A 23,969-nucleotide genomic window follows, 5' to 3' on the forward strand; every position below is an offset into this window, starting at 1 on the left:
TGTCGCGGGGGTTTAGCTCTGCGGCGCCACGGTGCACGGGGAAGTTTGCCTAAAATTCAGCTAAATGTCCCCGGAAGTGCTCAGTACGCTGATTAATCCGCGTAATCAGCGGGCTGATGCCAAAAAATTACTCGCGTGGCGTGCCCGGCGTTCAGGTAGGAAAGTGATTATTATCCCCGGCGTGGCTTGACTACCGGATACTTACACACGTGTAATTAGGTATCGAAGGCCAAAGCGCTGAATCCCGTACTCAAGCCGAGTGTCAACGGGACAGGCAAGGGCCGCAAAACCAGAAAGGAAACGCCAATGGGGCTAGCAGAGCGTATCCATGAACAGGCCGTCGTTGCTGGGCAGGCCACGGCCACGTACCGTTCACGAGGTGTACCGAGCGACTGGTACGTCGATCCGGCCGATCCGGACGCTGCGGACCGTTACAACGAACGGGCCAAAGACCCGCTGCAGGACCAGGCGACTGCCTTCCTTGCGGCGCACGATGAACTCCTGTCCGGACCGGACCAGGAAAACGATCTTCACGATCCCCCGATGGAACTTCAGACCCTCCATGCCGGCACCACCACGCAGCCGGTGTGGATCGGACTGCCCTCCCAGCAGGACTTCGACGATGAAGGCGAGCTGGGCTGGCAGACGGACGCGCTCTGCGCCCAGACGGACCCGGAGGCATTCTTCCCCGAGAAGGGCGGCTCCACACGCGACGCCAAGAAGGTCTGCGGGGCGTGCAACGTCCGCTCGCAGTGCCTCGAATACGCTCTGTCGAACGACGAGCGTTTCGGAATCTGGGGTGGCCTCTCCGAGCGCGAGCGGCGCCGGCTTAGGAAGCGAGCGATCTAATTCTTCAGGAAGTACGAGTCACCGCCGTTGTGGTTTCCCACGACGGCGGTGACTTTCTCCCCAGGACCCTCGCGGCACTGGCAGCCCAGACCCGGCCCGCAGACGCCTGTATCGGTGTCGACACCGGCTCCCGCGACCAATCCGCGACCCTCCTCCAACAGGCTCTCGGCACCGCCAACGTCACCGTCTATCAGCAGGCCCGCAGCGGCATGGGCGCGGCCGTGCAGGCTGGCCTCGCCGCGCTCGACCCCTGGGACGGCCGCGGCACGTCCAAGGAAGCGCCGGCCGAGTGGATCTGGCTGCTGCATGACGACGCTGCCCCGGCTCCGGAAGCCCTGGCCGAGCTGCTTCAGGCCGTGGAACGTGCACCGTCCGTCACCGTCGCCGGCTGCAAGCAGCTGGACTGGCACTCCGAGCGGCGGCTGATCGACGTTGGGCTCTCCACCAGCCGCTGGGCCGAACGGCTGACCCTGATCGACGCCGACGAGCTCGACCAAGGCCAATATGATGGCCGCAGCGACACGTTTGCCGTCAATTCCGCCGGGATGCTGGTCCGCCGCGACGTCTGGGAGGACCTCGGCGGCTTCGATCCGGCCCTGCCCGGCAGCGGCGACGACGTTGACTTCTGCTGGCGAAACCGGCTCGCCGGGCACCGGGTAGTCGTTGTTCCGGGTGCCAAAATGTTCCACGTCTCGCACCGCCCGCATGCCCTGGGCAATGCGAAGGCGGCGCGCAAGGCGCAGGTGTATCTGCGGCTCAAGCACGCCCCGGTGTGGAAGGTGCCGCTGCATGCAGCCGGTGCCCTGCTGGGGAGCATTTTCAAAGTAGTCCTGAGTATTGCGGTCAAGGATCCGGGCCACGGTTTTTCCCAACTCCTGGCAACGTTTGCTGCGCTTGGCCGGCCCGCTGCCGTGGTCCGCGGGCGGCGCAGTGCTGGCCGGTCCCGCCGCATCCGGCGTTCTGTGATTAAGGGTCTGCAGACACCGCGCCGCGAAGTGTGGGCGCACCGCCGCTCACTGATGGAAGCCCTCGGCGCGGACGATTCAGCGGACGCCCTGGCGGCGAATGATCCGCTGGCCGAACAGCCCACCGGCGACTCGGACGACGACTTCGCCGCGCTCACTACCTCCGAGCGCGGCTGGGTGGGCAACGGCGCGCTTCTCGCCATCCTGATTGCCACCGCAGCCTCCCTGACCGGGCTGCTCAGCCTCTTCCGGGCCGAAGCCGTCTCCGGCGGCGCGATGATCCCCGTCTCGCAGCGGCTCGGTGAGATCTGGGACCACGCCGCCGGCTGGTGGGTGAGCCTCGGCCCGGGGCTTCCCGGCCATGGCGATCCCTTCGGGTACCTCCTCTGGGTCCTCGGCGTGCTCGGCGCCGGCAACGCCAACACCGCGCTGGGCTCGCTGCTGATCCTGGCCATGCCCCTTTCCGCCCTCGGAGCCTGGTTTGCTGCCGGTGCCCTGACGCAGCGCCGGCGCCTCCGGCTCGCGGCAGCCCTCGTGTGGGCCGGCGCACCCGCCCTGCAGGTGGCGCTCAACCAGGGCCGTGTTGGGGCCCTGGTGGTCCATGTCCTGATGCCGGTGCTGGTGCTGGCCCTGCTGCGGGCCACCGGAACCGCCGCGGGACGCGGGCGCTACGCCGTTCCGGCCCCAGGCGAGCGGCGCTTCACCGAGCTGCCGCCAGCCAAGCCGGGCATCAACGGCACCCCGTCCTGGACCGCCGCCGCTGCTGCCGGACTGGCCTTGGCGGTCTGCACAGCGGCAGCCCCTTCGCTGCTGCTGCCCGGCATCGCCCTCGTGGCGCTGTGCGGGGCTCTCCCGGGCCGTCGCGGTCGGACCGTCTGGTGGGCGCTGTTGCCAAGCCTCGCCCTATACATACCGTTCCTGGTCTCCACCCTCGACCGGCCCCGTGCACTGCTCGCCGACCCCGGCGTGCCGCTGGCCTTTGACGCCGCACCCCTGTGGCAGCAGTTCCTCGGCCAGCCGCTGCGCTTCGCAGCCGACGGTGGGCTCACCGGCCTGCCGCTCTTCGGCGCAGGGTTTGCTGTGCCGTGGGCGCTCCTGCTCGCCCTGCTGGTGGGGCTGCCGGTGCTGGCCTTGGCCGTTGCTGCGCTGTTCCTCCCCGGCCGTCCGCCGCGGATCGCGCGGGCCCTTTGGGCCGCGGCGCTGCTTTTGCTGGCCGGTGGCTGGCTCAGCAGCCAGCTCGCCACCGGCGCCGGCGCCGGCGTCCTGGTCACCCCCTTTACGGGCCCCGCCGTGTCGGCGGCAGGCTTCGCCCTGCTGGCGTCGGCGCTGATCGGCGCGGCGGGCCTGCTGGACTCCGCCGACCGCGCGGCCGCCGCAACGGTGGGCCGCAAGGTCGCGACCCGGGTGACCGCGGCCGTAGCAACGGTCTTCCTGCTGGCCGGACCCGCGGCCGGCCTCACCGTGTGGGCCACGCAAAACGTCCTCTCACAATCCACCCTGGCTGCCGCTGGTCCCGGCGCCGGACCGGCTGATTCGCCGGCCACGGCTTCACTGGGCGTCCGCCGGCTGGTGCAGCCCGCAGCGTCCCGGATCCTGCCGGCCACGGCAATCGACCGCGGCGAGGGGCCGGAACAGACTCGAAGCCTGGTCATTTCCACCGGCGATAACGGCACTTTCGACGCCGCACTGATGCGTGGTGCCGGCACCACCCTCGATGCCCTGTCCACCATCGCCGCGGCGCGCCCGATCATGGGTGCGCCGGGTCAGGAGACCGCCCGTGACGACGACGCCGTTGTGGCGTCCGTCCGCAAGGTTGTAGCCACCATCGTCGCAGCCCAGGGCGTGGACCCCCGCGGCGACCTTGAACGGCTCGGCGTTGGCTTCGTGGTCCTTAGGGCAGACGATACCGCGGCGCAACTGACAGCCAGCCGGATGGATGCCGTCCCCGGACTCGTCTCCGTCGGCAAAACCGACGTCGGCTGGCTGTGGCGTATTAGCCCGCTGAACCAGCCGGTAATCCAGGCCGCCGACGTAGCCCACCGGGTGCGGATCGTTGATGGCGCAGGCGCGACAGTCGCGCTGGTCCCGTCCCGCGCCGTGTCCGCCGACGCTGCGGTCGCCGCCGGTCCGGAAGGCCGGCTGGTGGTGCTGGCCGAACGCGCCGATCCGGGCTGGAGTGCCTGGCTCGACGGCCGCCGCCTCACCGCCACCACTTCGGACTGGGCGCAGGCCTTCACCTTGCCGGCCCAGGGCGGGCAGCTAAGTGTCCGCTACGAAGCACCCTGGGCGCTCTGGGCCGGGGTTGCCCAGACCGTCATCATTGGACTGACAGTCCTTCTTGCCATCCCCATGCCTGCCCGCCGGCCAAACACCGGCCTCTCCCGGGACGAAGGCTCCCTGCGTAAGGAACGTCTTGATCCCTAATGACGACCACCCGGTGAACAAAGCCCCGGACGCCCTGCACACCGAGGGGAAGCCCGCGGTCCCTGCAGGCGATCCTGCTGGGACGGCGGGCACACCCGCCAATCTGGCCCCCCGCGCCAAGCGAAGGACACGCGGGTCGCGCGGGGAGCGTGCTGCTGCCGCTGTACGCGTCCGGCGGCTGGGCGGCGTGCTCGCCGCCGTAGCGCTCGTCGCTGCCGGCGGCGGACTTGTGGCCGCCACGGCGCTTGCCCCGCAGGGGCCGGCCGGCAGCCGCCCCATCGCGGCCCCCCTGGCCGCCGTCCCGGCAGGCAACAGCGTCGGTGTCTGCCCGGGCCCGGCCAGGCTGCTTGACGGCGCGCCCATCGGTACTGACCCGCAATTCAGTCCTGTCTCTGCGACCGCCAAGACCGACGTCAGCGCCATTGTGCTGGCATCCGGCACTGGTGCCCTGCCCGGCAGCAGGCTCGCCGCGCTCACCGGGAGCACGCTGGTGGAGCTTGCCAAGACCACGACTGCGGCCCAAAGCCCTGCACCCGCACCGACCAGGCCGGCCAATGCCGCGCCCGTGGCCGGGGTGGTGTCCCAGCGCGGAGTCGATGACGTCAGCGTCCTCAGCGCTGACGCCGAAGGCGGCCTGCAGCCCTCCGCGGGAGCTGTGATGAGCTACACGGCAGGGGACGGCGACCTCCGCGGGGCGGCAGCCGCAGGGTGCCAGCAGCCCGCCAACGACCTCTGGCTCGTCGGGGCGAACACCGCACTGGGCCGCACGGCGGTCCTGAAACTGAGCAACGCTTCGAGCAGCCCGGCCACTGTCAGCCTCGACCTCTTCGGAGCCAAGGGCCCCCTCCAGGCCCCGGGCAGCCGCGGGCTCCTGGTCGCGCCGGGAACTACACGCTCCGTCATCCTGGCAGGACTCGCGCCGGGACAGGAACAGCTCAGCGTCCGGGTGCGCAGCGCCGGCGGACCCGTGGCTGCTGTCATCCAGCAGAGCGTTCTGCGCGGGCTGACCCCAGGCGGTGTGGAATTCATTGTCCCCGCTGCGGCCCCGGCCCAGCGCCAGGTGATCTCCGGCGTCGACATCCAGGATCGCGCAGCTGTGGCAGCCCTGACTGCCAAGCCCGGTTTCGCAGACGCCGGTCCGGCACTGCAAATCACGGTGCCGGGGTCCGCCGACGCCGTCGTCGCCATTAAGCTGTACGGCCGGGACGGCCAGAAGGCCCTTCCCGGCGGCGGGGTGGTCACTGCGAAGGCCGGATCAGTCACCCAGGTCCCGCTCGCCGGCGTGCCGGCCGGTCCCTACACTGTGGCGGTCGCTTCGGACGTATCGTTCACCGCGGCAGCCCGCGTCACGCGGGGCCTCAAGGCCGAAGACGCCGCCGACTTCGCCTGGTCGGCGGCCTCGGCGCGGCTGGGAAGCCAACACGTTGTTCCGGTCCCCGGCGCAGGCGACCGCTTCCTCATTTTCGGGGCTCCCGAGGGGCGGGCCACCATTTCCTACTCCCCGATTACTGCGGACGGGAAGATCCGTACGGCCGGTTCCGCTGACATCGCCGGCGGCACCACGGCCTCCATCAGGGTCCCGGACGAGGCCGACGGCGCAAAGGTTGTTGGCTACCTCGTGTCCGCCGCTGGCGATCCCGCCTACGGCGCGGTGCTGCTGCAGCAGGACGGCAGGCAGGATGTCTCAACGATTACCATTGCCCCGGGGGCTGCGGGCCAAGAGCAGGTGCCTGTCACCCTCGGGTACTGACCACACCCTGGCCAAGAGACCGCCGCAGCGAACCGCGGCGGCTAACTAGTATCGGCGTCGGTAGACCGGGTCCAGTGACTCGGGCGGAACGCCGAGCATCTCAGCCGTGTACTCCACCACAACGTCATGGACCAGGTCCTGAAGTTCCTCGCGGCTCGCGCAGGCATGTTCGACTACCCGCCGGTACAGGGTGATGACCGGCCCCTCCTCCGCCGTAGCGGGGGAGCAGGACCCCATGGGTGCGGGAGTGCGCTCCGCCACGATTTGTTCCAAGCCCGGCGGAATCTCGTCGACGGCGAAACGGACACCGTCCAGCGGTTTGCCCCAAATGTCATGGAGCCGCTCCGCCGAGTCGAGGACGAAGTCGTCGAAGCGATCGGAACGGGTCCGGTAGCCGGGCAGTGTTGGCAGCATAAGCTCCCCGCGGAGCCCCCGGCCGTGCCGGTTCCTCCGCCGCTGGCGGAAGCCCCGCGCCGGCGCGGCGCGCCCGGAAGCGCCTGCTGTGGACCCGGCGTCGGGACGTCCGGCGTCGCTTTCAGCCAAGCGGACCGTAAAACCCGGATCGTGGTGCGATGACTGCATATCTCGACTCTAAACCCGGCGAAAGGTTTCCGCGACACGGGCGCCCGACCCGCCGTCAGCGTGCCGGGCGCCCCCTCCCGGTCCGGGGGAGTAGTCTGTGATGTCGTGGGTGCCATTCGTCTTTGTTCAAGGTCAGCCTGCCGCAATTCAGCGGTGGCCACTTTGACGTACGTGTACGCCGACTCCACGGCCGTCCTGGGACCACTGGCAACCTATGCCGAGCCGCACTGTTACGACTTGTGTGAACAGCATGCCGGGTCCCTGACCGTCCCGCGCGGCTGGGAAGTGCTGCGGCTGGCCATGCCGGCTACCCCGGCAGGTCCCGGTCCAGATGACCTCCTCGCCCTTGCCAACGCCGTCCGGGAGGCGGCCTCCCGGCCGGCCGCACCGGAACCGGGGCAAAGCCGGCGCGGCGTCCATCCGGCACTGGAAGCTCCGGCCGGCTCCGAGGGCACCCGCCGGGGGCATCTGCGTGTGCTGCGGGAACCTTCCTAGACCGCAACTGGCGGTAGGCTGGGAACTGCAAAATCCGTAAGCTAGCCGCGTCTGCTGCGGCGCCCACCAGGGAGCGTTCACCATGCCGAAGATCAGTCCCGAACTGTTGTCTGTCCTGAGATGCCCCGTAACAGGTTCCCCGCTGGTACAGGACGGCGAGGAACTCGTCACCGCCGCGGCCGGAGCCGACGGCGAAAAACTGCGCTACGCGATCGAGGATGGCATCCCCCTGTTGCTGCCGCCGGAATTGCTGCCGGCCGCCGCTGCTGCCCCGGCTTCCCAGCACGACGGCGGCCAGCCGGCCGCAGGCCTTTCCACCGCCGCTTCCGGGCACGCGGACACTTAGCCTCCAGCCCCATCACATTGACGTTCGGCACCGAAGTACTTTTCAGCCACCGATAAGCACAACTATCGACTTCACAGGCGGCCAGGTCCAGGACCTGCCCGCCGGCCACAACAAAGGATTCAGATGACTCTCGATTACAAGATTGCGGACATTTCCCTGGCCGAGGCCGGCCGTCACCAGATCCGCCTCGCGGAGCACGAGATGCCCGGCCTGATGTCCCTGCGCGAGGAATTCGGCGCGAGCCAGCCGCTCAAGGGTGCCCGGATCGCCGGATCGCTGCACATGACTGTGCAGACGGCAGTGCTGATCGAGACGCTCACGGCGCTTGGCGCCGAGGTCCGCTGGGCTTCCTGCAATATCTTTTCGACCCAGGATGAAGCCGCCGCAGCCGTGGTGGTCGGCACCGGAACCGCTGAGGATCCGCAGGGTGTTCCCGTGTTCGCCTGGAAGGGCGAAACGCTCGAGGAATACTGGTGGACTGCCGAGCAGATCCTCACCTGGCCCGGCGCGGACAGCAACCCGGATCTTGGACCGAACATGATTCTCGACGACGGCGGCGACGCCACCATGCTGGTCCACAAGGGCGTCGACTTCGAAGCGCTCGGCGCTGTCCCGGCCACCGCTGACGACGAGTCCGAGGAGGGCCGCGTCTTCCTTGAGGTGCTGCGCGCTTCGCTGCAGGCCGATCCGCAGAAATGGACCCGGATCGGCTCGCGCCTGCTGGGTGTCACCGAGGAAACCACGACCGGCGTGCACCGCCTCTACCAGCTCGCGGAGCAGGGAAAACTGCTGTTCCCGGCCATCAACGTCAATGACTCCGTCACCAAGAGCAAATTCGATAACAAGTACGGCATCCGCCACTCCCTCCCGGACGGCATCAACCGCGCCACCGACGTGCTGATGGGCGGCAAGGTCGCAGTCGTCTGCGGCTACGGGGATGTGGGCAAGGGTGCGGCCGAGGCGTTCAGGGGCCAGGGTTCACGCGTTATCGTCACCGAAATCGACCCGATCTGCGCGCTGCAGGCCGCAATGGACGGCTACCAGGTTGCGAAACTGGAATCCGTGCTGGCGGAGGGCCACATCTTCATCACCACTACTGGAAACAAAGACGTCATCATGGCCGAGCACATGGCCGGGATGCGGGACAAAGCCATCGTGGGCAACATCGGCCACTTTGACAACGAGATCGACATGGCCGGACTCGCCCGGATCCCGGGCATCACAAAGGTCGAGATCAAGCCCCAGGTCCACGAGTGGGTGCTCGACGCCGGGACCGCGGATGAGCGCTCCATCATCGTGCTGTCCGAAGGCCGCCTGCTGAACCTCGGGAACGCCACCGGGCACCCGTCCTTCGTGATGAGCAACTCCTTCGCCAACCAGACCATCGCGCAGATCGAGCTTTTCACCAAGCGGGACCAGCCGGCAGAGGAGCGGGAGTACAACAAGCAGGTTTACGTGCTGCCCAAGATCCTCGACGAGAAGGTGGCGCGGCTTCACCTCGGCGCACTGGGCGTCGAACTCACCGAACTGTCAAAGGAGCAGGCCGAATACCTGGACCTCACGGTTTCCGGTCCGTACAAGCCGGACCACTACCGCTACTAGGACCGGGCCGGCGCCGTTTCACCAGGGCGCAGCAACGGCAGATGACTGAGTAGAAGGCTCCGGACGTCCGTTCGGGGCCTTCTTCGTGACCTGATCGTGGCGGAGCCGAGGGCGGGGCCGGCAGGAAAGTCATTTATGCTTTCTAGGTAACGTCTGGAAGGAACCGAGTATTTTGAACGCCCCGAGAAGCCGGAGCACCGGCCGCAAGCTTGCCGTGATCGGTGCGGTCTGCGCGCTTGCCGCGGCCGGCGGAGTGTTCGCTGCGGGGCCCGGATTGGCCCATGCATCCTTCGCTTCCGAGGCCGCTTCGCCGGAACGCTCGACGCCGGGACTCGCTTTCCCGGTGGTGGCGCCCGCGCAGCTGAACGTTGCGCCCGCGAATGGGGCCAAACAGGTGAACCCTGCCGCGCCGGTGACCCTTAAGGTCAGCAACGGCCACATCGACCGAGTGTCCCTGACGAGCGCATCCGGCGACGCCATCGATGGAACCCTGAGCGCTGACGGCACCGGCTGGACGGCAGCCGCCGCGCTGAAGTTCAACACCCGCTACAACTACACCTTCTCCGTGGTGGACGCAGCCGGCCGCAAGGACACCTCGACGCGGAGCTTCACCACCGTCTCGACCGCCAACGAGGCCGACGCTGCCATCTACCCGCTGGACGGGATGAAAGTGGGCGTGGCACAACCGCTGCAGATTACCTTCAGCGAGCCAGTCCTGAACCGGGACGCCGTCGAAAAGGCCATTAAGATCAGCTCCACCTCCGGTCAGGCCGGTGCCTTCCACTGGTTCAGTAACACCATGGTCAGGTACCGACCGGAAAACTTCTGGACCGCAAACAGCACCATCACGATGGACATGCAGCTCTTTGGCGTCGACCTCGGCAACGGGCAAATCGGTAACTTCAACAAAAAGGTCACCGTCCACATCGGCGACAAAAAGGTCGCCATTGCGGATGCGACGGCGCACACCTTTACGGCCAGCGTCAACGATCAGCAGCTCGGCCAGTGGCCCGCGACCATGGGTGACACCCGGTTCCCGTCGGCCCGCGGATACCTTGTGTTTATGGAGAAGTACCGCGTGGAGCACATGGATGCGTCCACGATCGGCCTGAAGCCGGGCGACCCGGCTTACTACGGCCAGCTCGACGTCAACTACGCCACACGCCTGACCCCGAGCGGTGAGTTCATTCATCAGGCCACGGATTCCGCGATGCCCTATCTCGGCGTCGCCAACCTCTCGCACGGCTGCATCGGACTGGGGCCCGACGGCGCAAAATGGGTCTTCGAGAACATGACAACCGGTGACGTGGTCCAGGTCGTCAACACCGATGGCGACTTTGCCGCCGTAGACGACGGCTACGGGGACTGGAACATTCCCTGGGCGGAGTACGCGAACTGAGCGAGTGCCCGCCAGCGGTTGACCGGTGGCGGCAGGATTATCTTTGGGGGAGCAGGGCATGGGCAAGGTCTTGAGGCGCCGGGCAGCGCCGCGCGGACGCGGCGGGCACCAAGTCCGCCGGCTGCCAGTTGGCAGGAAAAGCGGCAAGATGCTGGCCGTGCTGGCAGTTTGTGCTGCAGTCGGAGCCGGCGGCATTGGCATCGCTGCGGGGCCCGGCAGGGCCGAAGCGGAAATGCCCTCAGAGGCGGCAGCCCCGATGCGAAACGTCGCCGGACTCGCGGCACCGGTGGTAAAAGCCGTGGAGCTCGGCGTGACTCCGAGCGACGGGGCCAAAGCCGTGAACCCCGCTGCACCCACGTCCGTCAAAGCAATCAACGGCACGGTAACTGACGTTGTGCTCGAGCGTGCCTCAGGCGGCGGCGGCATCCCGGGTACCACGAGCCCGGACGGGTCCACCTGGACGGCCGGGGATCCGCTTGAATTCGACACGCAGTACACGTACAGGTTCACGATTGTCGACCAGGCCGGCCGTGAAACTAAAAAGGCGCAGACCTTCGCGACGGTTGCCCGGGCCAATGAGGCGGACGCCGCCGTATATCCGCTCGGCGGCAGCACCGTCGGCGCGGGCCAGCCCATCGAGATCGTCTTCAGCGAACCTGTGCTGAACAAGGAGGCATTGGAGCAGGCCGTCACCGTCACGGCGTCCTCCGGCCAGGCGGTGGCGTGGCGGTGGTATTCGGACCGGCGCGTCAGGATCCGCCCTGAGGCGTTCTGGGCCGCCAACAGCGAGATTACCGTGGACCTGTCACTTTTCGGCGTCGACTTCGGCAACAAGATGATCGGCAACGCGGACACCAAGGTCTTCTTTAAGGTTGGCCCGCAGCGTCTGGCAGTTGTTGATGACATCACCAAAAAGATGAACGTATATTTCGACGGCCAGCTGGTCAGGACCGCTCCGGTTACGCTGGGCGATGCTGAGTGGCTCTCGCCCACCGGGTTCGCCGTGATCATGGAGCAGGAACGCAACTCCAAGTTCAATGCCGGCAGCATCGGGCTGAAGCCCGGCGACAAGGGCTACTATCCGCCGCTGACGGTGGAGTACGCGAACCGGTTGACAAGCTCCGGGGTGTACGTCCACCAGGCCCTCGAGTCGGCGTGGGGTGCGGTCGGCAAGTACAACGTCTCGCACGGATGTGTTGGGTTGCTCCCGGCCGACGCCGCTTGGTTCTTTAACAACATGAAGACCGGCGACGTCGTCCAGACCCTCAATACGGGTGCTCCGGCCGTGGAACCGCTCGAAGGCTTCGGCGACTGGAACATCCCCTGGGCCGAGTACGCCAAACGCTGACGGGCCGGCCCGGAAACCGGCGGGCACCGGCCCTGCAGCCTTAGTAGCCGTTCCGTTGAAACCCCGTCCCGTTCGGGGTGGCATCTCGCCCACAGTCGGGCGCGGGCGGTAGGCTCGGAGGCAGATATGTAGCGTTGCCGGGCCGAGCCCGGCGGCGCGGCCGCCTACGGAAGCGAAGCTGCAGTGACTGACTCAAGTCCCACCCCTCCGAACCGACAGGATCCGCCGCTGGATCCGGCCGATGACTCTGGCGAGCCGGCGTTCGACTGGATGAAGCCAAGGTCCGCGGAACAGCGTCCTTCAGCGGCCGTTGACCGAACTCCGGTGGCGGCCGCCGGCACCACGGTGGCCGCGGCCACGCCAGCGGCCACCACGCCCGTGGCAGCAACTCCGGTGGCAGCAGCTTCGGAGCGCCGGCAGGCCGGAACCCGCGCCGACCGCAAAGCTGCCGAAGCCGCCGTCGAACCGTCCCAGCGCGGCCAGGGCTCGCACTTCAGCGAGCCGCTGCCCACTTCGGCGCTGCAGCTCCGGCCCCCGGAGGAAGAGGTGCAGCGCCGAAACGCCGAGCGGGAACACGCGGCGAACGCCAAGCCCGTGGCGCCGCGGGTGATGCAGGTCCTGCTCGCCGTGTGCTTCCCGGTCATTCTGCTGGTCCTGGCCGTTCGGGCGATCGCCAGCCCGCTGTTCCTCTGGGTGGAGTACAACCGCCCCGGCTTCCCGGGCGACGGCTACGGCTTCAGTACCGATGACCGCCTGACCTACGGCTCCTACGCCGTGGACTACCTGAGCAACTGGGCCGGACCCCGCTACCTCGGCGAACTGGTCCACCGCGGCGGCGACAAGCTTTTCCGGGACGGCGAGGTCAGTCACATGGCCGACGTCAAGCTTGTGATCCTCTCGACCTTCGGCGCCGGTGCCCTGCTGATCCTGTTGAGCCTGATTGCCGTGATCTACTTGCGCCGCCGCACGACCGGCGGGGTTCGGCGTGGCTTGTTTGCAGGCTCCATCATCTCCCTCGTTGTCGTCACCAGCCTCGGCGTGCTGGGTGCGCTCGGCTGGGAACAGTTCTTCACCGAATTCCACAGTGTTTTCTTTGCCAGCGGCACCTGGACCTTCTCGTTGCAGGACACCCTGATCAGGCTTTTCCCGGCCCAGTTCTGGGTCGACGGCGGGATCGTGATCGCCGCCCTGGTGCTGATCGCCTCGCTCCTCACCTTGATCCTCACCTGGCCGACCCGCAAGCGCCGGGGACTGCCGAAACGCGGCGCCAAGAACGCGGAGCCGGACGCGGCGGTGGGCGCGAAGACTGCCTCCGGCGATGGTGTCCCTGGCGCCCCGGCGAAGCTTACCGGCGAAGCGAACCTTGCCGGCGAAGCGAACCTTGCCGGCGAAGCGAACAAGCCCAAGCGGTCGCTCTTCCGCCGGAACAAAGCCGATAAGGCCGATGCACCAGCCGACGCCGCATCAGCCGCTCAAGAAGCTGCCGCTGATTCGGCTGCCGGAGGCTCTGTCCCGCGTTCCGCCGCCCCGCACGGCGCCGCTGCGGCCGGGACAGCCGGCGCCGGAACCCTGGACACCCCCGCGCGGGGAAGCTCCAGCACCGGGTAGCGGCACTGGCCGGCGACTCCGGACAGGCACGGCAAGCGGCTGGCACCCATGGTGCCGGCCGCTTTCCTGCATCCGGGGCCGATCCTGCGGTGTTAGTCGTAGATGCGGTTAATCTGCGCTTGGAAGTCACGCACAACGGCTGCGCGCTTGAGCTTCAGGGACGGTGTCAGGTGACCGGACTCCACCGTAAAGTCGGCGTCCAGGACCACGAAACTGCGGATGGACTCGGCCTGGGAAACCAGGGCATTCGCGTCGTCCACGGCGCTCTGCAGGGCCACCCGGACCAGATCACTGCCGCGGGCCGTGGCGGTGCTCATCGCCGGAACCTTGTGGGCGGCGCACCAGTTTTCCAGGCCCTCCGGGTCCAGGTTGATCAGGGCTGATACGAAGGGCCTGCCGTCGCCGATCACCACAGCCTGCAGGACCAGTTCGTGTTCGCGGATCTTTTCCTCAAGCGGCCCGGGGGCGACGTTTTTGCCGCCGGCGGTGACCAGCAGATCCTTTTTCCTGCCGGTGATGGTCAGGAAGCCGTCCGCGTCCAGTGACCCCAGGTCGCCGGTGCGGAAAAACCCGTCCACAAACGCCTCCGCGTTGGCCGCGGCGTTGTTGTGGTAACCCTTGAAGACGCCGATACCCTTGACCAGGATCTCGCCGTCTTCGGCGACCCGGATGGTGGTTCCGGGTACCGGTATGCCAACCGTCCCCACCTTGGTCCGCGTGGGAGTGTTGGCCGTACAGGGTGCCGTCGTTTCGGTGAGGCCGTAGCCTTCCAGGACAGGGACTCCTGCGCCCCGGAAGAAGTGCGCGTCGTGGGGGCTCAGCGGGCTGGCTCCCGAAACCGTGTAGCCCAACTGTCCGCCGAATGCCTGCCGCAGTTTGGGGTACAGCAGCCGGTCAAAAAGGGTGTGCTTGGCCCGGATCACCAGCCCGGGCCCGGCCCCCTCGCCCCGGGCGGCGGCGTCGAGTTGTTTTGAGTAGTCCACCGCGACGGCGGCGGCGGCCAGGAACAGGCGTTCCTTCCCGGCCAGGGCCGCCTTGTGGGCGGCGCCGGCGTAGATTTTCTCGAAGATTCGGGGCACAACAAGCAGGAAGGTCGGTTTGAAGCTGGCCAGGTCCGCGAGCAGTTCCTTGGCGCTGGCGGTGTGTCCGAGTGTGGTTCCTGCGCTCAGGCAGATCACCTGGATTGCGCGGGCCAGGACATGGGCCAGCGGCAGGAACATCAGGGTCCGGGTGCGGGGCTGCAGGAGGATCTCGGGCAGGAACGGCACGATGTTCCTGGCGACGAGGGCGAAGTTTCCGTGGGTGATTTCGCAGCCTTTGGGCCGGCCCGTCGTTCCGGAGGTGTAGACGAGTGACGCGACGTCGGCAAGGCCGGCCGCGGTCCGGTGCTGTTCGAGTTCGGCGTCGCCAACCCCGCTGCCTGCCGCCGCCAGGCTGGCAAGGTTGGGGGCGTCGCCGTCGTAGTCCATCCGCACTACGGGCAGCACCGCGTCACCGAGCACCGCTGAGCTGTCCAGGACCTCACGCACAAGCCCCGCCCGCAGCTCGTTCTCCGCGAAGACCCGCCGGGCCCCGGAGTCGTGCAGGATCCATTCGATCTGGCTGGCCGAGGATGTCTCGTAGATGGGAACGGGGACGCCGCCGGCGAACCAGACGGCAAAGTCCACCACGGTCCACTCGTAGCGGGTGCCGGACATCACCGCTACCGTCTCGCCGGGGGTGATGCCGCCGGCGATCAGGCCCTTGGCCAGTGCCCGGACCTGGTCCAGGAACTGCGCTGCGGAGACGTCGGCCCAACCGGCCGGTCCTTTGCGGGAGTAGAGCGCATGCATGGGATCCTGGGCATGCTGTGCCAGCAGCAGGTCGGTTACGTTGCTCCCCGGGTCGAGGTTGACCAGCAGTCCGGTGCTTGCTTCTCTCACAGCCATGTCTCCGTTCCGGGTCCGCCTGGTGCCGGTGGACGTCACCTGCAATCCTGCCCTAGATCCAGGACGGCATCCACATCCGGAACCGCCAATCCTGGTAGGTGATGGTCTCGGCGGTCCAGACCGGATAGAAGAAGGCCGAGACGACGATCGCCGTGACCACAAAGAGTGCCACGAGGTACAGTCCGGAACGACGGCGCCACAGCGGATCCGTGCGCTGGCCCAGGACAAGCCCCAGACAGTAGACGAGGGCCAGCACCAGGAAGGGCTCGAAGGACACGGCGTAGAAGTAGAACATGGTTCGCTCCGGGTAGAGGAACCAGGGGAGATAGCCGGCTCCCACGGCCGCGAGCACGGCCCCGGCACGCCAGTCCCGCCGCCCGGCCCACCAGAAGAGCAGCACACCAAGGCAGACGGCGGCGCCCCACCAGATCACAGGGTTGCCCACCGACAGGATTGCCGTTGTGCAGCTGGCGGTGTCGCAGCCGGGACTGCCCGGTTTGGGGGATTCGTAGAAGAAGGACGTGGGCCGGCCGAGCACCAGCCAGCTCCAGGCGCTGGCCTCGTACGGGTGCTCCGAGCTGAGGCCCTGGTGGAACTTGTAGGCCTCCAGATGGTAGTGCGCCAGCGACCGAACGGCGTTGGGCAGCCAGCCCCATTCCGCCGAGGGCACGGCCGCGGCCCAGTTCCGAAAGTAGGCGTCCTTGGACAGGAACCACCCGGTCCACGTGGCGGTGTACACCAGCGCGGCGACCGGGACGATGCCCAGGAAGGCGGGGATTCCGTCCTTGAGGATCCCGCCGCTGATCCAGCCGTGGATTCCGGCGATCCGGCGTGCGCTCAGATCCCAGAAGACGGTCAGCAGCCCAAAACCGGCCAGGAAAAACAGCCCGGACCACTTAGTGCCGACCGCCAATCCCAGGCACACACCGGCGGCGAGGCGCCACCAGCGGATCCCCAGCCAGGGGCCCGACGCCAGCTGGAGCAGGCCGGGCCGTCCGTCCGGGGCGGCGCCTGCCTGACGGCCCAGCCGCACGGCCAGCCGGCGGCGGCCGTCGTCGCGGTCCATCAGCAGGGCGCCGAACGCGGCAAGGACCCAGAACATCAGGAAGATGTCCAGCAGCGAGGTCCGCGACATCACCAGGTGGTGCCCGTCCACCGAAAGCAGCACACCGGCCACGGCTCCGAGGGTCAGGGAGCGGAAAAGCTTCTGGGCGATCAGGGCCAGCAGGAAGATGGAGAGCGTGCCGGTCAGGGCCGCCCCGAACCGCCAGCCGAAGGGGTTGTCCGGGCCAAAGAGCCACATGCCGGCGGCAATCATCCACTTCCCGACCGGCGGGTGGACCACATATTCAGGCGTGTCCAGCAGCACCTGGGGATTTCCGGCGACGAAGGAATCGTTGGCTTTGTCAGGCCACGCGCGTTCATAGCCGCTGACCAACAGCGAGTAGCCGTCCTTGACGTAATAGGTCTCGTCGAATACCAGGCTGCGGGGGGAATCCAGCCGGACAAACCGCAGAATTCCGCCCAGGGCCGCGCTGATGGACGGGACAAGCCAGAACCACAGCCGGAGCGACGGCGGATAGTCCCGCCAGCTCCGGAGGCTGCCGATCAGGCGTTCCTGGAGGGCATCGACGGTAAACGCCTCCGCCGGGCGGCTGAGCCAGCGGTGCCCCTCCAGATTGCGTCCGGTGCTGGGGGCTGGGGGGGCTGGGGGGGCCGATCCGGCGGAACCGGGGTCTACGGTCCGCGTGGGGGTCTGCGTCACGAAGCCCATGCTACCTTTTGCGGCCCGGCGTCCGGCCCGGCGCACGGACCGGGAGTCGTCTCCATCCGCCGCTCCCCGGCAGTAGGCTGGTCCTGTGGAGCCTATTTTGAGCATTACCCCGAACCCTCCCGGCGACAAGCTGGTCCGCTCGGACGACGTCGAGGATGGCTCAGGTCCCCGGCCCGGGGAAAACCCCGGAACGGGGCCGGTACCGCGAACCGGCGGCCCGGGACGGATCGTGTTGGCTGCAACGCCGATCGGAAACGCCGGGGACGCTACCTACCGGCTGGTCGAGCTGCTGACGACGGCGGACATCGTCGCCGCCGAGGACACCCGGCGGCTGCACCGGCTGGTGCAGACTTTGGGGATCACTGTTTCCGGGCGGATCATCAGCTATCACGAGCACAACGAGGACGCCAAGACCGGCGAACTCCTTGACCAGGTGCGCGCTGGCAAGACTCTAGTGATGGTGACCGACGCCGGGATGCCCTCCGTCTCGGATCCCGGCTTCCGCCTCGTCGAAGGAGCGGTCGCCGCCGGCCTGACTGTCACCGCAGCACCCGGGCCGTCAGCAGTCCTCACCGCACTCGCGCTCTCCGGACTGCCGACGGACCGCTTCTGCTTCGAGGGCTTCCTGCCCCGCAAAGCCGGCGAACGCTCCTCGCGTCTCGCGGATCTCGACGCAGAGCGGCGCACGATGGTGTTTTTTGAGGCCCCGCACCGGCTCGAACCAATGCTTCGAGCGCTGCGTGAGCGGTTCGGCGCGGACCGCCGGGCGGCGGTCTGCCGGGAACTGACGAAGACTTACGAGGAGGTCATCCGGGGCACCCTGCGCGAACTGCTCGAGTGGGCCGAGTCCAACGAGGTGCGTGGCGAGATCGCCGTCGTTGTGGGCGGCGCCCCGGAGCGGGCCCCAGGCCGGCCGGAAGATCTGGTCGCCGACGTGAACGCGCTGATGGCGCAGGGAATCCGGCTCAAGGAGGCCGTCGCGGCTGTGGCGGAGGATGCCAGGGTCAGCAAGCGGGAACTCTATTCCGCGGTGCTTGCGGCCCGGTAGAGCCCTTGTCGCCGGCCCGGGCGAGCGCTGTGCAGCTGCACAGCGAACCCCGCTCGGCGTAGTGCGGACAAGCGTAGACAGTCTCCAGAGCACGGCAGTACCGTGGCAGTAAATGCAGCGCCCTGCGTATGGTTTTTCGAACGGCGCTGAACCGAACCCATCCAACCGAATTGCTGACGAGGGAGTCAACCGTGACTGCAACTACCCAGCCCATTGTTACCGCCGAGCGTGAGAGCGCCCTGCTGGCTTCTGTTCCGACCGGCCTGCTGATCGGCGGCCAGTGGCGCCCGGCTGCCTCCGGCAAGACCTTTGACGTGGAGGACCCCGCCACGGGCAAGGTCCTGCTGAGCATTGCCGATGCCGGGCCCGAAGACGGGGCCGCCGCCCTCGACGCCGCGGCTGAGGCACAGGATTCCTGGGCGAAGGTCCCGGCCCGGGAGCGCGGGGAGATTCTGCGCCGGGCTTTCGAGCTTGTCACCGCACGGGCTGATGATTTTGCACTGCTGATGACGATGGAGATGGGCAAGCCGCTGGCCGAGGCCCGCGGTGAGGTCACTTACGGTGCCGAGTTCCTGCGCTGGTTCTCCGAGGAAGCTGTCCGTGCCTTCGGCCGCTACTCCGTCTCCCCGGACGGAAAGTCCCGGCTGCTGGTGACGAAGAAGCCGGTGGGCCCGTGCCTGCTGATTACGCCGTGGAACTTTCCGCTGGCGATGGCGACCCGCAAGGTGGCCCCCGCCGTCGCCGCGGGCTGCACGATGGTGCTCAAATCCGCGAACCTGACGCCGCTGACGTCCCAGCTGTTCGCCGCGGTGATGATGGAAGCCGGGCTGCCCGCCGGTGTCCTGAACGTTATCCCCACCTCCACAGCCGGGGCCACTACAGGTCCGCTGATCAAGGATTCCAGGCTCCGGAAACTTTCCTTCACCGGCTCCACTGAAGTTGGCCGCCGGCTGCTCGCCGATGCCTCCGAAAACGTGTTGCGGACCTCGATGGAGCTCGGCGGCAACGCCCCGTTTGTGGTCTTCGAGGACGCCGACGTCGACGCAGCCGTCACCGGGGCGATGCTGGCGAAGCTGCGCAACATGGGCGAGGCGTGCACGGCCGCTAACCGGTTCATTGTGCACGAGTCCGTCGCCGACGAGTTCGCGGAGAAGTTCGCCGCGAAGATGGCGGATATGACCACTGCCCGCGGCACGGAAGCCGACTCCAAGGTCGGCCCGCTGATCGATGCGAAGAGCCGGGACAAGGTGCACGAACTGGTCTCCGATGCCGTGGCAGCCGGTGCGGTCACCGTGATCGGCGGCGCCGCCGTCGAGGGTCCGGGATACTTTTACCAGCCCACCATCCTCAAGGGCGTCACCGAGGGTACCCGGATCCTGTCCGAGGAAATCTTTGGACCCGTCGCCCCGATCATCACCTTCGACACCGAGGACGAGGCCGTCCGCCTCGCGAACAACACCGAGTACGGCTTGGTGGCCTATGTCTTTACCAAGGACCTCAACCGGGGCATCAGGATGGGCGAACGCCTGGAGACCGGCATGCTGGGCCTGAACGCCGGCGTCGTCTCCAACGCGGCTGCACCCTTCGGCGGGGTCAAGCAGTCCGGCCTGGGCCGCGAAGGCGGCCTGGAAGGCATCGAGGAATACCTCTACACCCAGTACATCGGCATCGCCGACCCGTACGCGGGCTAGTACCACGTCCGCCGGCCGGGACGCTTCAGCTCCGGCGCAGCCAACGCACCCGGCGCAGCGCTTCACGGGTCCCCAACCAGGCCCGTGCGACGCCGTGCCGGGTGCGTTGTGCTGTCCGGCGGCTGGCGTGAAAAGGCGTCGCCGCGGCTCGACGCCAGAGACCGAGCGTGGAAGGCGGCAGCCAGACCGCGCGCAAGCGCGCCAGCGGTCCCGCGTGGGCGCGCAGGGACGTCCGGACGGCCAAAATGAGGGGAGCAGCGGAGCTTGCGGCGCTGCCGTCCTGGCTGGTTCCGCCGGCCGGGCTCCCGTTGCCGGCAGGGCTTGCGGGGCGGGCAGGGCTTGCGGGGCGGGCAGGGACGACGTCACCGTCGTTCCCGGCCGGCGGGCGGCCGTAGCGACGGCGTTCGAAGTCGGCCGTCAGGGACCTGACGGCCATGTGGCCGTCCGCATCGATGCCGTGCGGCTCGCCCAGTGCACCCGAGGACCGCAGCCTGGCGGAGAAATGCCGCGGAGTCTCGCTGGTCTGCGGCGGCAGGCCGTAATCCGTGCTGAGATCGCGCAATTCTGCCCAAGCCTGCACCGCTGCCGCAGTGCCGCCCCCGGAACCGTTCAGCCGGCGTCGCCGCATGGCGCCGCGGGCCAGCCGCGGTGAGGCCAGCAACAGCACCAGGACAAGCAATGCGCCGGTGCCGTAGAGCGCTGGCACCAACACGCTTGCCGCGCCCGCCCCGGTGGCGGCGTCCGGCAGCGGCAGCGGAGCCACACTGGGCACCGGTGACGTGCTGGGGTTCGAGCTCGGAATGAGGCCGTCGTTGTTTTCATTGGTACTGGCGCCGCCGGGGGCCGAGCTTTCCCTGGCGTAGGCGGGAACGACTCCGCGCGAGGGGGTGGGTTCGAAGGGGACCCAGCCAAGGCCCTGGAAATAGAGTTCGGGCCACGCATGGGCGTCGCGGGCATCGACCTCATATTCCGGCAGGGCGCCTTGGCCTCCGATCGACACAGTGGCCCCGGTGGGCCGGCCCGGCGCGTAGCCGACCGCAATCCGGCTGGGGATGCCTTCCAACCGTGCCATCACGGCCATGGCCGAGGCGAAATGGATGCAGTACCCGCTTTTCTGGGTCAGGAAGTCAGCCAGGACGGACAGGCCGTTGCCGTCATACCCGCCCTGGACCGGGGACTGCAGCGAATAGGTGAACTCGGCGGAACGCAGGTAGCGCTGGATGGCGATGGCCCGGGCATAGGCGGTGTTGTTTCCGGCGGTCACAGCGTCGGCGGTGGTGCGCACGATTTCCGGAACTTTCTCCGGCTCTCGGGTGAACTCCTCGGGGATCCCCAGCACCGGCCCACCGGACTGCGCCAGCAGATCCGGGGTGAGCTGGGGCGCGGCGGAGAGCACTACGTACTGCTGGTCGCGGGAGTTCGTGTCAACACCTTTGATGCTCAGCGTGGCAGGATCCCAGCTCCAGCGGCCGGTGAGGCCGTTCACTGCCTCCGGCGCGTACGGCGCCGGGAGGTAGGGGCTGGTGAACTGTCCGGTGTTCACCGCGGTGACCACCCTGACTTCGGCTGCGGCGGATTCGAGGCCCGATTCGATCCTCCCCGTGCCGAGCCGGCGCGTTTCCACGCGGTCATCCGGTGTCCAGTTGTCGCCGTCGAAACGGTCGACCGTCACGGACCTCAGGTACGGCGTGCTGGACGCATTGGTGGCAAAGGTGATCCGGCCGTCACCGGCGGGGCTGCGGAGGCTGTTGCCCAGGCTGATCATGGGGTTCAGCCCCGAAGCCGGACCGAAAGGATTCAGCCGCGAGCCCTGCGGGAACGTCCCCTGGTCGAAACCCGGAATCAGCACTTGGGCCAGGAGCGTAACGGTCAGCGCAACCGCGGCAGTCAGGGAGCCGCGCCGTAACTGCCCAGAGCTGCGGACGGTGTCCGCCCCGGCGCGCGGGTCGGGCGTGAACCAGTGGCTGCACCCCAGAATCATCAGGTAGCCGGCCGCTGCCGCCGCGAAGCCCAGCGCGCCGACGCTCTGCGGCTTGATCATGGCGGGAACGATAAGGATGGCAAGGATCCCGAGCCCGCTGGTGGCCGGCAACCGCAGCGGATAGGCGAGGGCATCGACCAGGATCACCATCAATCCCAGGGCGGCGCACACCACCAGGACGATGCCCGCGTTCGGAGCCACCGGGGCACTTTCGGACAGCACAGTCTCGCTGGCCCGGCGCACGGACCGCCCCAGCTGCGTCACAGTGGTGTCCGAAGGGATAAAGCCGGCGATGCTTTGCGCACGGAAAAAGGTAAACGTCAGGACCAGCACCAGTGCCGCCAGCGAACCGGCCGTCACCACGGCGCTGCGCCAGCGGAGCGTGCGGAGCCCCGCCATCGTAAAGGCCACGGTGAAAACCGTGGACAGTACGGGGGAGAACCAGGACCATCCCCGCAGCACCCCGTTGAGGCTGAGTGCCGCACCTGCGACGGCGACTGCCACCGTGAGGGCCATCAGCCATGGCTGTGCGCCCGCTCCAGGCCGTGGCGTCAGGTTGGCCGGGGGAAACCGACGGGCGGCCGAGTCCGGCCCGTGCGCCGCGGCCACCCCGGAACCGCCGGCCGGTGCGCCGGTATTTCGCTGCGGTGTCATGGTCATCGCCGGACCCCCGGACCACGTCCCAGATCAGCGGCCATGGCCGGCGGTGACGTGGCACCGTCCTCGTCGAAGGCCGTCCACGCTTCGGGCAGGGGCGTCGAGGGGGAGACCGGCACTGTCCGCCAGCCGCCGAGCCGGAGGATTTCGAGCGCTTCCTGGGGCTGCCCGGCACGGCCGGTGATCACCAGTGCAAACGCGTTTGCCGCAAAGCCGGCCGCCGGGGCCAGTGACCTGGCCTCGGCCGGCGTGAGGTGTCCGAGGATGGCCAGCACCGGCCCCCGCATCCGGTGCGCGGCCAGCTTGTCCAGCAGCCGGTCGTCGAACGGCTGCGGGCCGGCTTCGGGTGCCGACGGATACCTGCGGCCGGGAAGCTTCGGGGCCGCAGCCGCGGTTTCGTCCCGGCGGTTGGGGTGCGGGCCGGTGAGCTGGATCGCGGCCAGGCTCTCGGCGATGGACTGCAGCCCCGCCGCGCCGAGGTACTCTTCAGCCTCCGGCTCGGGCGCGGACGGTGAATTCCGGAAGGCGGGCTCGCCGGTGGCATCGAGGAAGCGCAGCACGTAGTTGCGTTCGGCCAGATGGGCGCCGATGGATACCGCGGCCGTCACGGCCCATTCGAAGGCGTCGCTGGTCAGGAGTTCCCGACCGTCCCCGGCAGCGGCGCCGCCGTGTCCACTCCGGTAGCCATCCGCTGCGCGCGGACCGCCGAACGGGTGGCGGGCAGCGGATGTGGTGCCGGCCGAAAAGGCGCCACGGCTAAAGGCCTGCAGCCGCTGGTCCATGATGATCGTCGCCTCCGGAGTGGTGACGGATTCCTCCTGCCGGACCATCAGCTCCCCGTGGCGTGCCGTAGCCGCCCAGTGCACCCGGCGCATCGGATCACCATGCCGGTATTCCCGGGTCATCACGTCGTCGTCGCTCGGGTTGCCCCGGACGCGCGTGGCGGTAACGCCGTCGTGCCCCCTGGCGCCGGCGAGTCCCGTGACGGGAAGTTCGACGGCGGCCGGGGTCACAGTGAGGATGGCGCCTTCGTCGATCGCGTGGCGGTGCAGGGAGAGGCCGAAGGGGTCGCTGAACTCGGCCGTGACCGGCCCGATCAGGAACTGGCCGCGTTTTCCGGAGCGCAGATGGTATTCGTAGCGGCTGCTCCCGCCTGCTGCCGAACGAGCCGGAAACCGGAAAACGGGGGATTCGCCGAAACGGGCGGGCAGGTGCTCTTCCATCAGCGCGTGGCCGGAGCCGACGCCGGTCCGGGCGACAGCCAACCGGACGGTGGTGGTGGCCGCCGCTTCCACGCTGGCGGGGGTGAACTCCCGGTAGACGCTGAAGTTGGGCTTGAGCAGCCGGGTTCCGGCCAGCGAGAGCAGCGGCAGGACAAGCAACAGGACTGCCAGCGCCAGCAGGTCCCGGCGACCCATCACCTGCGCTGCCAGCAGGAAGACCATACCCGCCACCAGCAGTCCCCACCCCCTGCTGGTGAAGATGTGCCTCGGGAAGCGGTCGGTCAGCGCCACTGCGGAGC

At 68.2% G+C, this 23,969-nt stretch carries 15 protein-coding genes and 1 pseudogene; 11 read left to right on the forward strand and 5 right to left on the reverse strand.

The features are described 5' to 3' along the window. The first annotated feature begins 306 nt into the window (after nt 1–306). Genes QK287_RS02995 through QK287_RS03005 form a run of 3 tightly spaced genes read left to right on the forward strand, consistent with a single transcriptional unit; the run spans nt 307 to nt 5,988 of the window. Nucleotides 307–849, forward strand: coding sequence for a WhiB family transcriptional regulator (locus QK287_RS02995; RefSeq protein WP_256446544.1), 543 nt, complete (start codon nt 307–309; stop codon nt 847–849). Next, the gene (locus tag QK287_RS03000) at nt 849–4,238 is read left to right on the forward strand and encodes a glycosyltransferase family 2 protein (protein ID WP_348774694.1); all 3,390 of its coding nucleotides are present in this window, start codon (nt 849–851) and stop codon (nt 4,236–4,238) included. Before QK287_RS02995 ends, QK287_RS03000 begins: the two co-directional genes overlap by 1 nt. Continuing rightward, nucleotides 4,228–5,988 (forward strand): DUF5719 family protein, encoded by a 1,761-nt coding sequence (locus QK287_RS03005; RefSeq protein ID WP_282359165.1) that lies wholly within the window; start codon nt 4,228–4,230, stop codon nt 5,986–5,988. Before QK287_RS03000 ends, QK287_RS03005 begins: the two co-directional genes overlap by 11 nt. Before the next feature lie 45 nt (nt 5,989–6,033). On the opposite strand, the gene QK287_RS03010 is transcribed toward QK287_RS03005, so the two are convergent. After that, on the reverse strand, nt 6,034–6,570 hold the full coding sequence (locus QK287_RS03010) for a metallopeptidase family protein (RefSeq protein ID WP_282359167.1): 537 nt from the start codon (nt 6,568–6,570) through the stop codon (nt 6,034–6,036). Between the two features lie 105 nt (nt 6,571–6,675). On the opposite strand from QK287_RS03010, the gene QK287_RS03015 reads away from it, so the two are divergent. The 6 genes and pseudogenes from QK287_RS03015 to QK287_RS03040 form a co-directional block, all read left to right on the forward strand. After that, nucleotides 6,676–7,065 (forward strand): DUF3499 domain-containing protein, encoded by a 390-nt coding sequence (locus QK287_RS03015; protein ID WP_226773602.1) that lies wholly within the window; start codon nt 6,676–6,678, stop codon nt 7,063–7,065. 82 nt (nt 7,066–7,147) lie between these two features. Next, nucleotides 7,148–7,411: a Trm112 family protein gene (locus tag QK287_RS03020; RefSeq protein ID WP_282359168.1), complete on the forward strand. Its 264-nt coding sequence runs from the start codon at nt 7,148–7,150 to the stop codon at nt 7,409–7,411. Between the two features lie 123 nt (nt 7,412–7,534). After that, on the forward strand, nt 7,535–9,013 hold the full coding sequence (gene ahcY, locus QK287_RS03025) for an adenosylhomocysteinase (RefSeq protein WP_226773600.1): 1,479 nt from the start codon (nt 7,535–7,537) through the stop codon (nt 9,011–9,013). A 172-nt stretch (nt 9,014–9,185) separates the two neighbouring features. Continuing rightward, nucleotides 9,186–10,412, forward strand: coding sequence for an Ig-like domain-containing protein (locus tag QK287_RS03030; protein WP_282359171.1), 1,227 nt, complete (start codon nt 9,186–9,188; stop codon nt 10,410–10,412). A 148-nt stretch (nt 10,413–10,560) separates the two neighbouring features. Beyond that, nucleotides 10,561–11,760, forward strand: a complete 1,200-nt coding sequence (locus QK287_RS03035) for an Ig-like domain-containing protein (protein WP_282359416.1) — start codon at nt 10,561–10,563, stop codon at nt 11,758–11,760. A 183-nt stretch (nt 11,761–11,943) separates the two neighbouring features. After that, nucleotides 11,944–13,017, forward strand: a pseudogene (locus tag QK287_RS03040) (TIGR01906 family membrane protein); the annotation flags it as partial. Nucleotides 13,018–13,460: 443 nt separating this feature from the next. On the opposite strand, the gene QK287_RS03045 reads toward QK287_RS03040, so the two are convergent. Together QK287_RS03045 and QK287_RS03050 are read right to left on the reverse strand one after the other, a co-directional pair. Then, nucleotides 13,461–15,290: an AMP-dependent synthetase/ligase gene (locus QK287_RS03045; protein WP_282359417.1), complete on the reverse strand. Its 1,830-nt coding sequence runs from the start codon at nt 15,288–15,290 to the stop codon at nt 13,461–13,463. Between the two features lie 58 nt (nt 15,291–15,348). Then, the gene (locus tag QK287_RS03050; protein WP_282359173.1) at nt 15,349–17,070 is read right to left on the reverse strand and encodes a phospholipid carrier-dependent glycosyltransferase; all 1,722 of its coding nucleotides are present in this window, start codon (nt 17,068–17,070) and stop codon (nt 15,349–15,351) included. Nucleotides 17,071–17,296: 226 nt separating this feature from the next. On the opposite strand from QK287_RS03050, the gene rsmI reads away from it, so the two are divergent. Both rsmI and QK287_RS03060 read left to right on the forward strand, forming a co-directional pair. Continuing rightward, nucleotides 17,297–18,118 carry a 16S rRNA (cytidine(1402)-2'-O)-methyltransferase gene (gene rsmI / locus QK287_RS03055; protein WP_226773619.1) on the forward strand — a complete coding sequence of 274 codons (822 nt, stop codon included), beginning with the start codon at nt 17,297–17,299 and terminating at the stop codon, nt 18,116–18,118. 191 nt (nt 18,119–18,309) lie between these two features. Beyond that, nucleotides 18,310–19,809 (forward strand): NAD-dependent succinate-semialdehyde dehydrogenase, encoded by a 1,500-nt coding sequence (locus QK287_RS03060; protein WP_282359175.1) that lies wholly within the window; start codon nt 18,310–18,312, stop codon nt 19,807–19,809. 25 nt (nt 19,810–19,834) lie between these two features. Here QK287_RS03060 and QK287_RS03065 read toward each other — a convergent pair whose 3' ends face one another. Together QK287_RS03065 and QK287_RS03070 are read right to left on the reverse strand one after the other, a co-directional pair. Continuing rightward, nucleotides 19,835–22,450 (reverse strand): transglutaminaseTgpA domain-containing protein, encoded by a 2,616-nt coding sequence (locus QK287_RS03065; RefSeq protein WP_282359177.1) that lies wholly within the window; start codon nt 22,448–22,450, stop codon nt 19,835–19,837. Beyond that, nucleotides 22,447–23,961 carry a DUF58 domain-containing protein gene (locus tag QK287_RS03070; protein WP_282359179.1) on the reverse strand — a complete coding sequence of 505 codons (1,515 nt, stop codon included), beginning with the start codon at nt 23,959–23,961 and terminating at the stop codon, nt 22,447–22,449. The genes QK287_RS03065 and QK287_RS03070 overlap by 4 nt, the downstream gene beginning before the upstream one ends. Nucleotides 23,962–23,969: the final 8 nt, after the last annotated feature.

Source organism: Arthrobacter sp. AL05, assembly GCF_029960715.1.
In the GTDB taxonomy this organism is placed as follows: domain Bacteria; phylum Actinomycetota; class Actinomycetes; order Actinomycetales; family Micrococcaceae; genus Arthrobacter.

Bases quoted from the DNA above. Each gene is read 5' to 3' on its own strand.
- QK287_RS03050 (WP_282359173.1), bottom strand. From the start codon at position 17,070: ATGGGCTTCGTGACGCAGACCCCCACGCGGACCGTAGACCCCGGTTCC.
- QK287_RS02995 (WP_256446544.1), top strand. From the start codon at position 307: ATGGGGCTAGCAGAGCGTATCCATGAACAGGCCGTCGTTGCTGGGCAG.
- QK287_RS03020 (WP_282359168.1), top strand. From the start codon at position 7,148: ATGCCGAAGATCAGTCCCGAACTGTTGTCTGTCCTGAGATGCCCCGTA.
- QK287_RS03065 (WP_282359177.1), bottom strand. From the start codon at position 22,450: ATGACCATGACACCGCAGCGAAATACCGGCGCACCGGCCGGCGGTTCC.
- QK287_RS03035 (WP_282359416.1), top strand. From the start codon at position 10,561: ATGCTGGCCGTGCTGGCAGTTTGTGCTGCAGTCGGAGCCGGCGGCATT.
- ahcY (WP_226773600.1), top strand. From the start codon at position 7,535: ATGACTCTCGATTACAAGATTGCGGACATTTCCCTGGCCGAGGCCGGC.
- QK287_RS03010 (WP_282359167.1), bottom strand. From the start codon at position 6,570: ATGCAGTCATCGCACCACGATCCGGGTTTTACGGTCCGCTTGGCTGAA.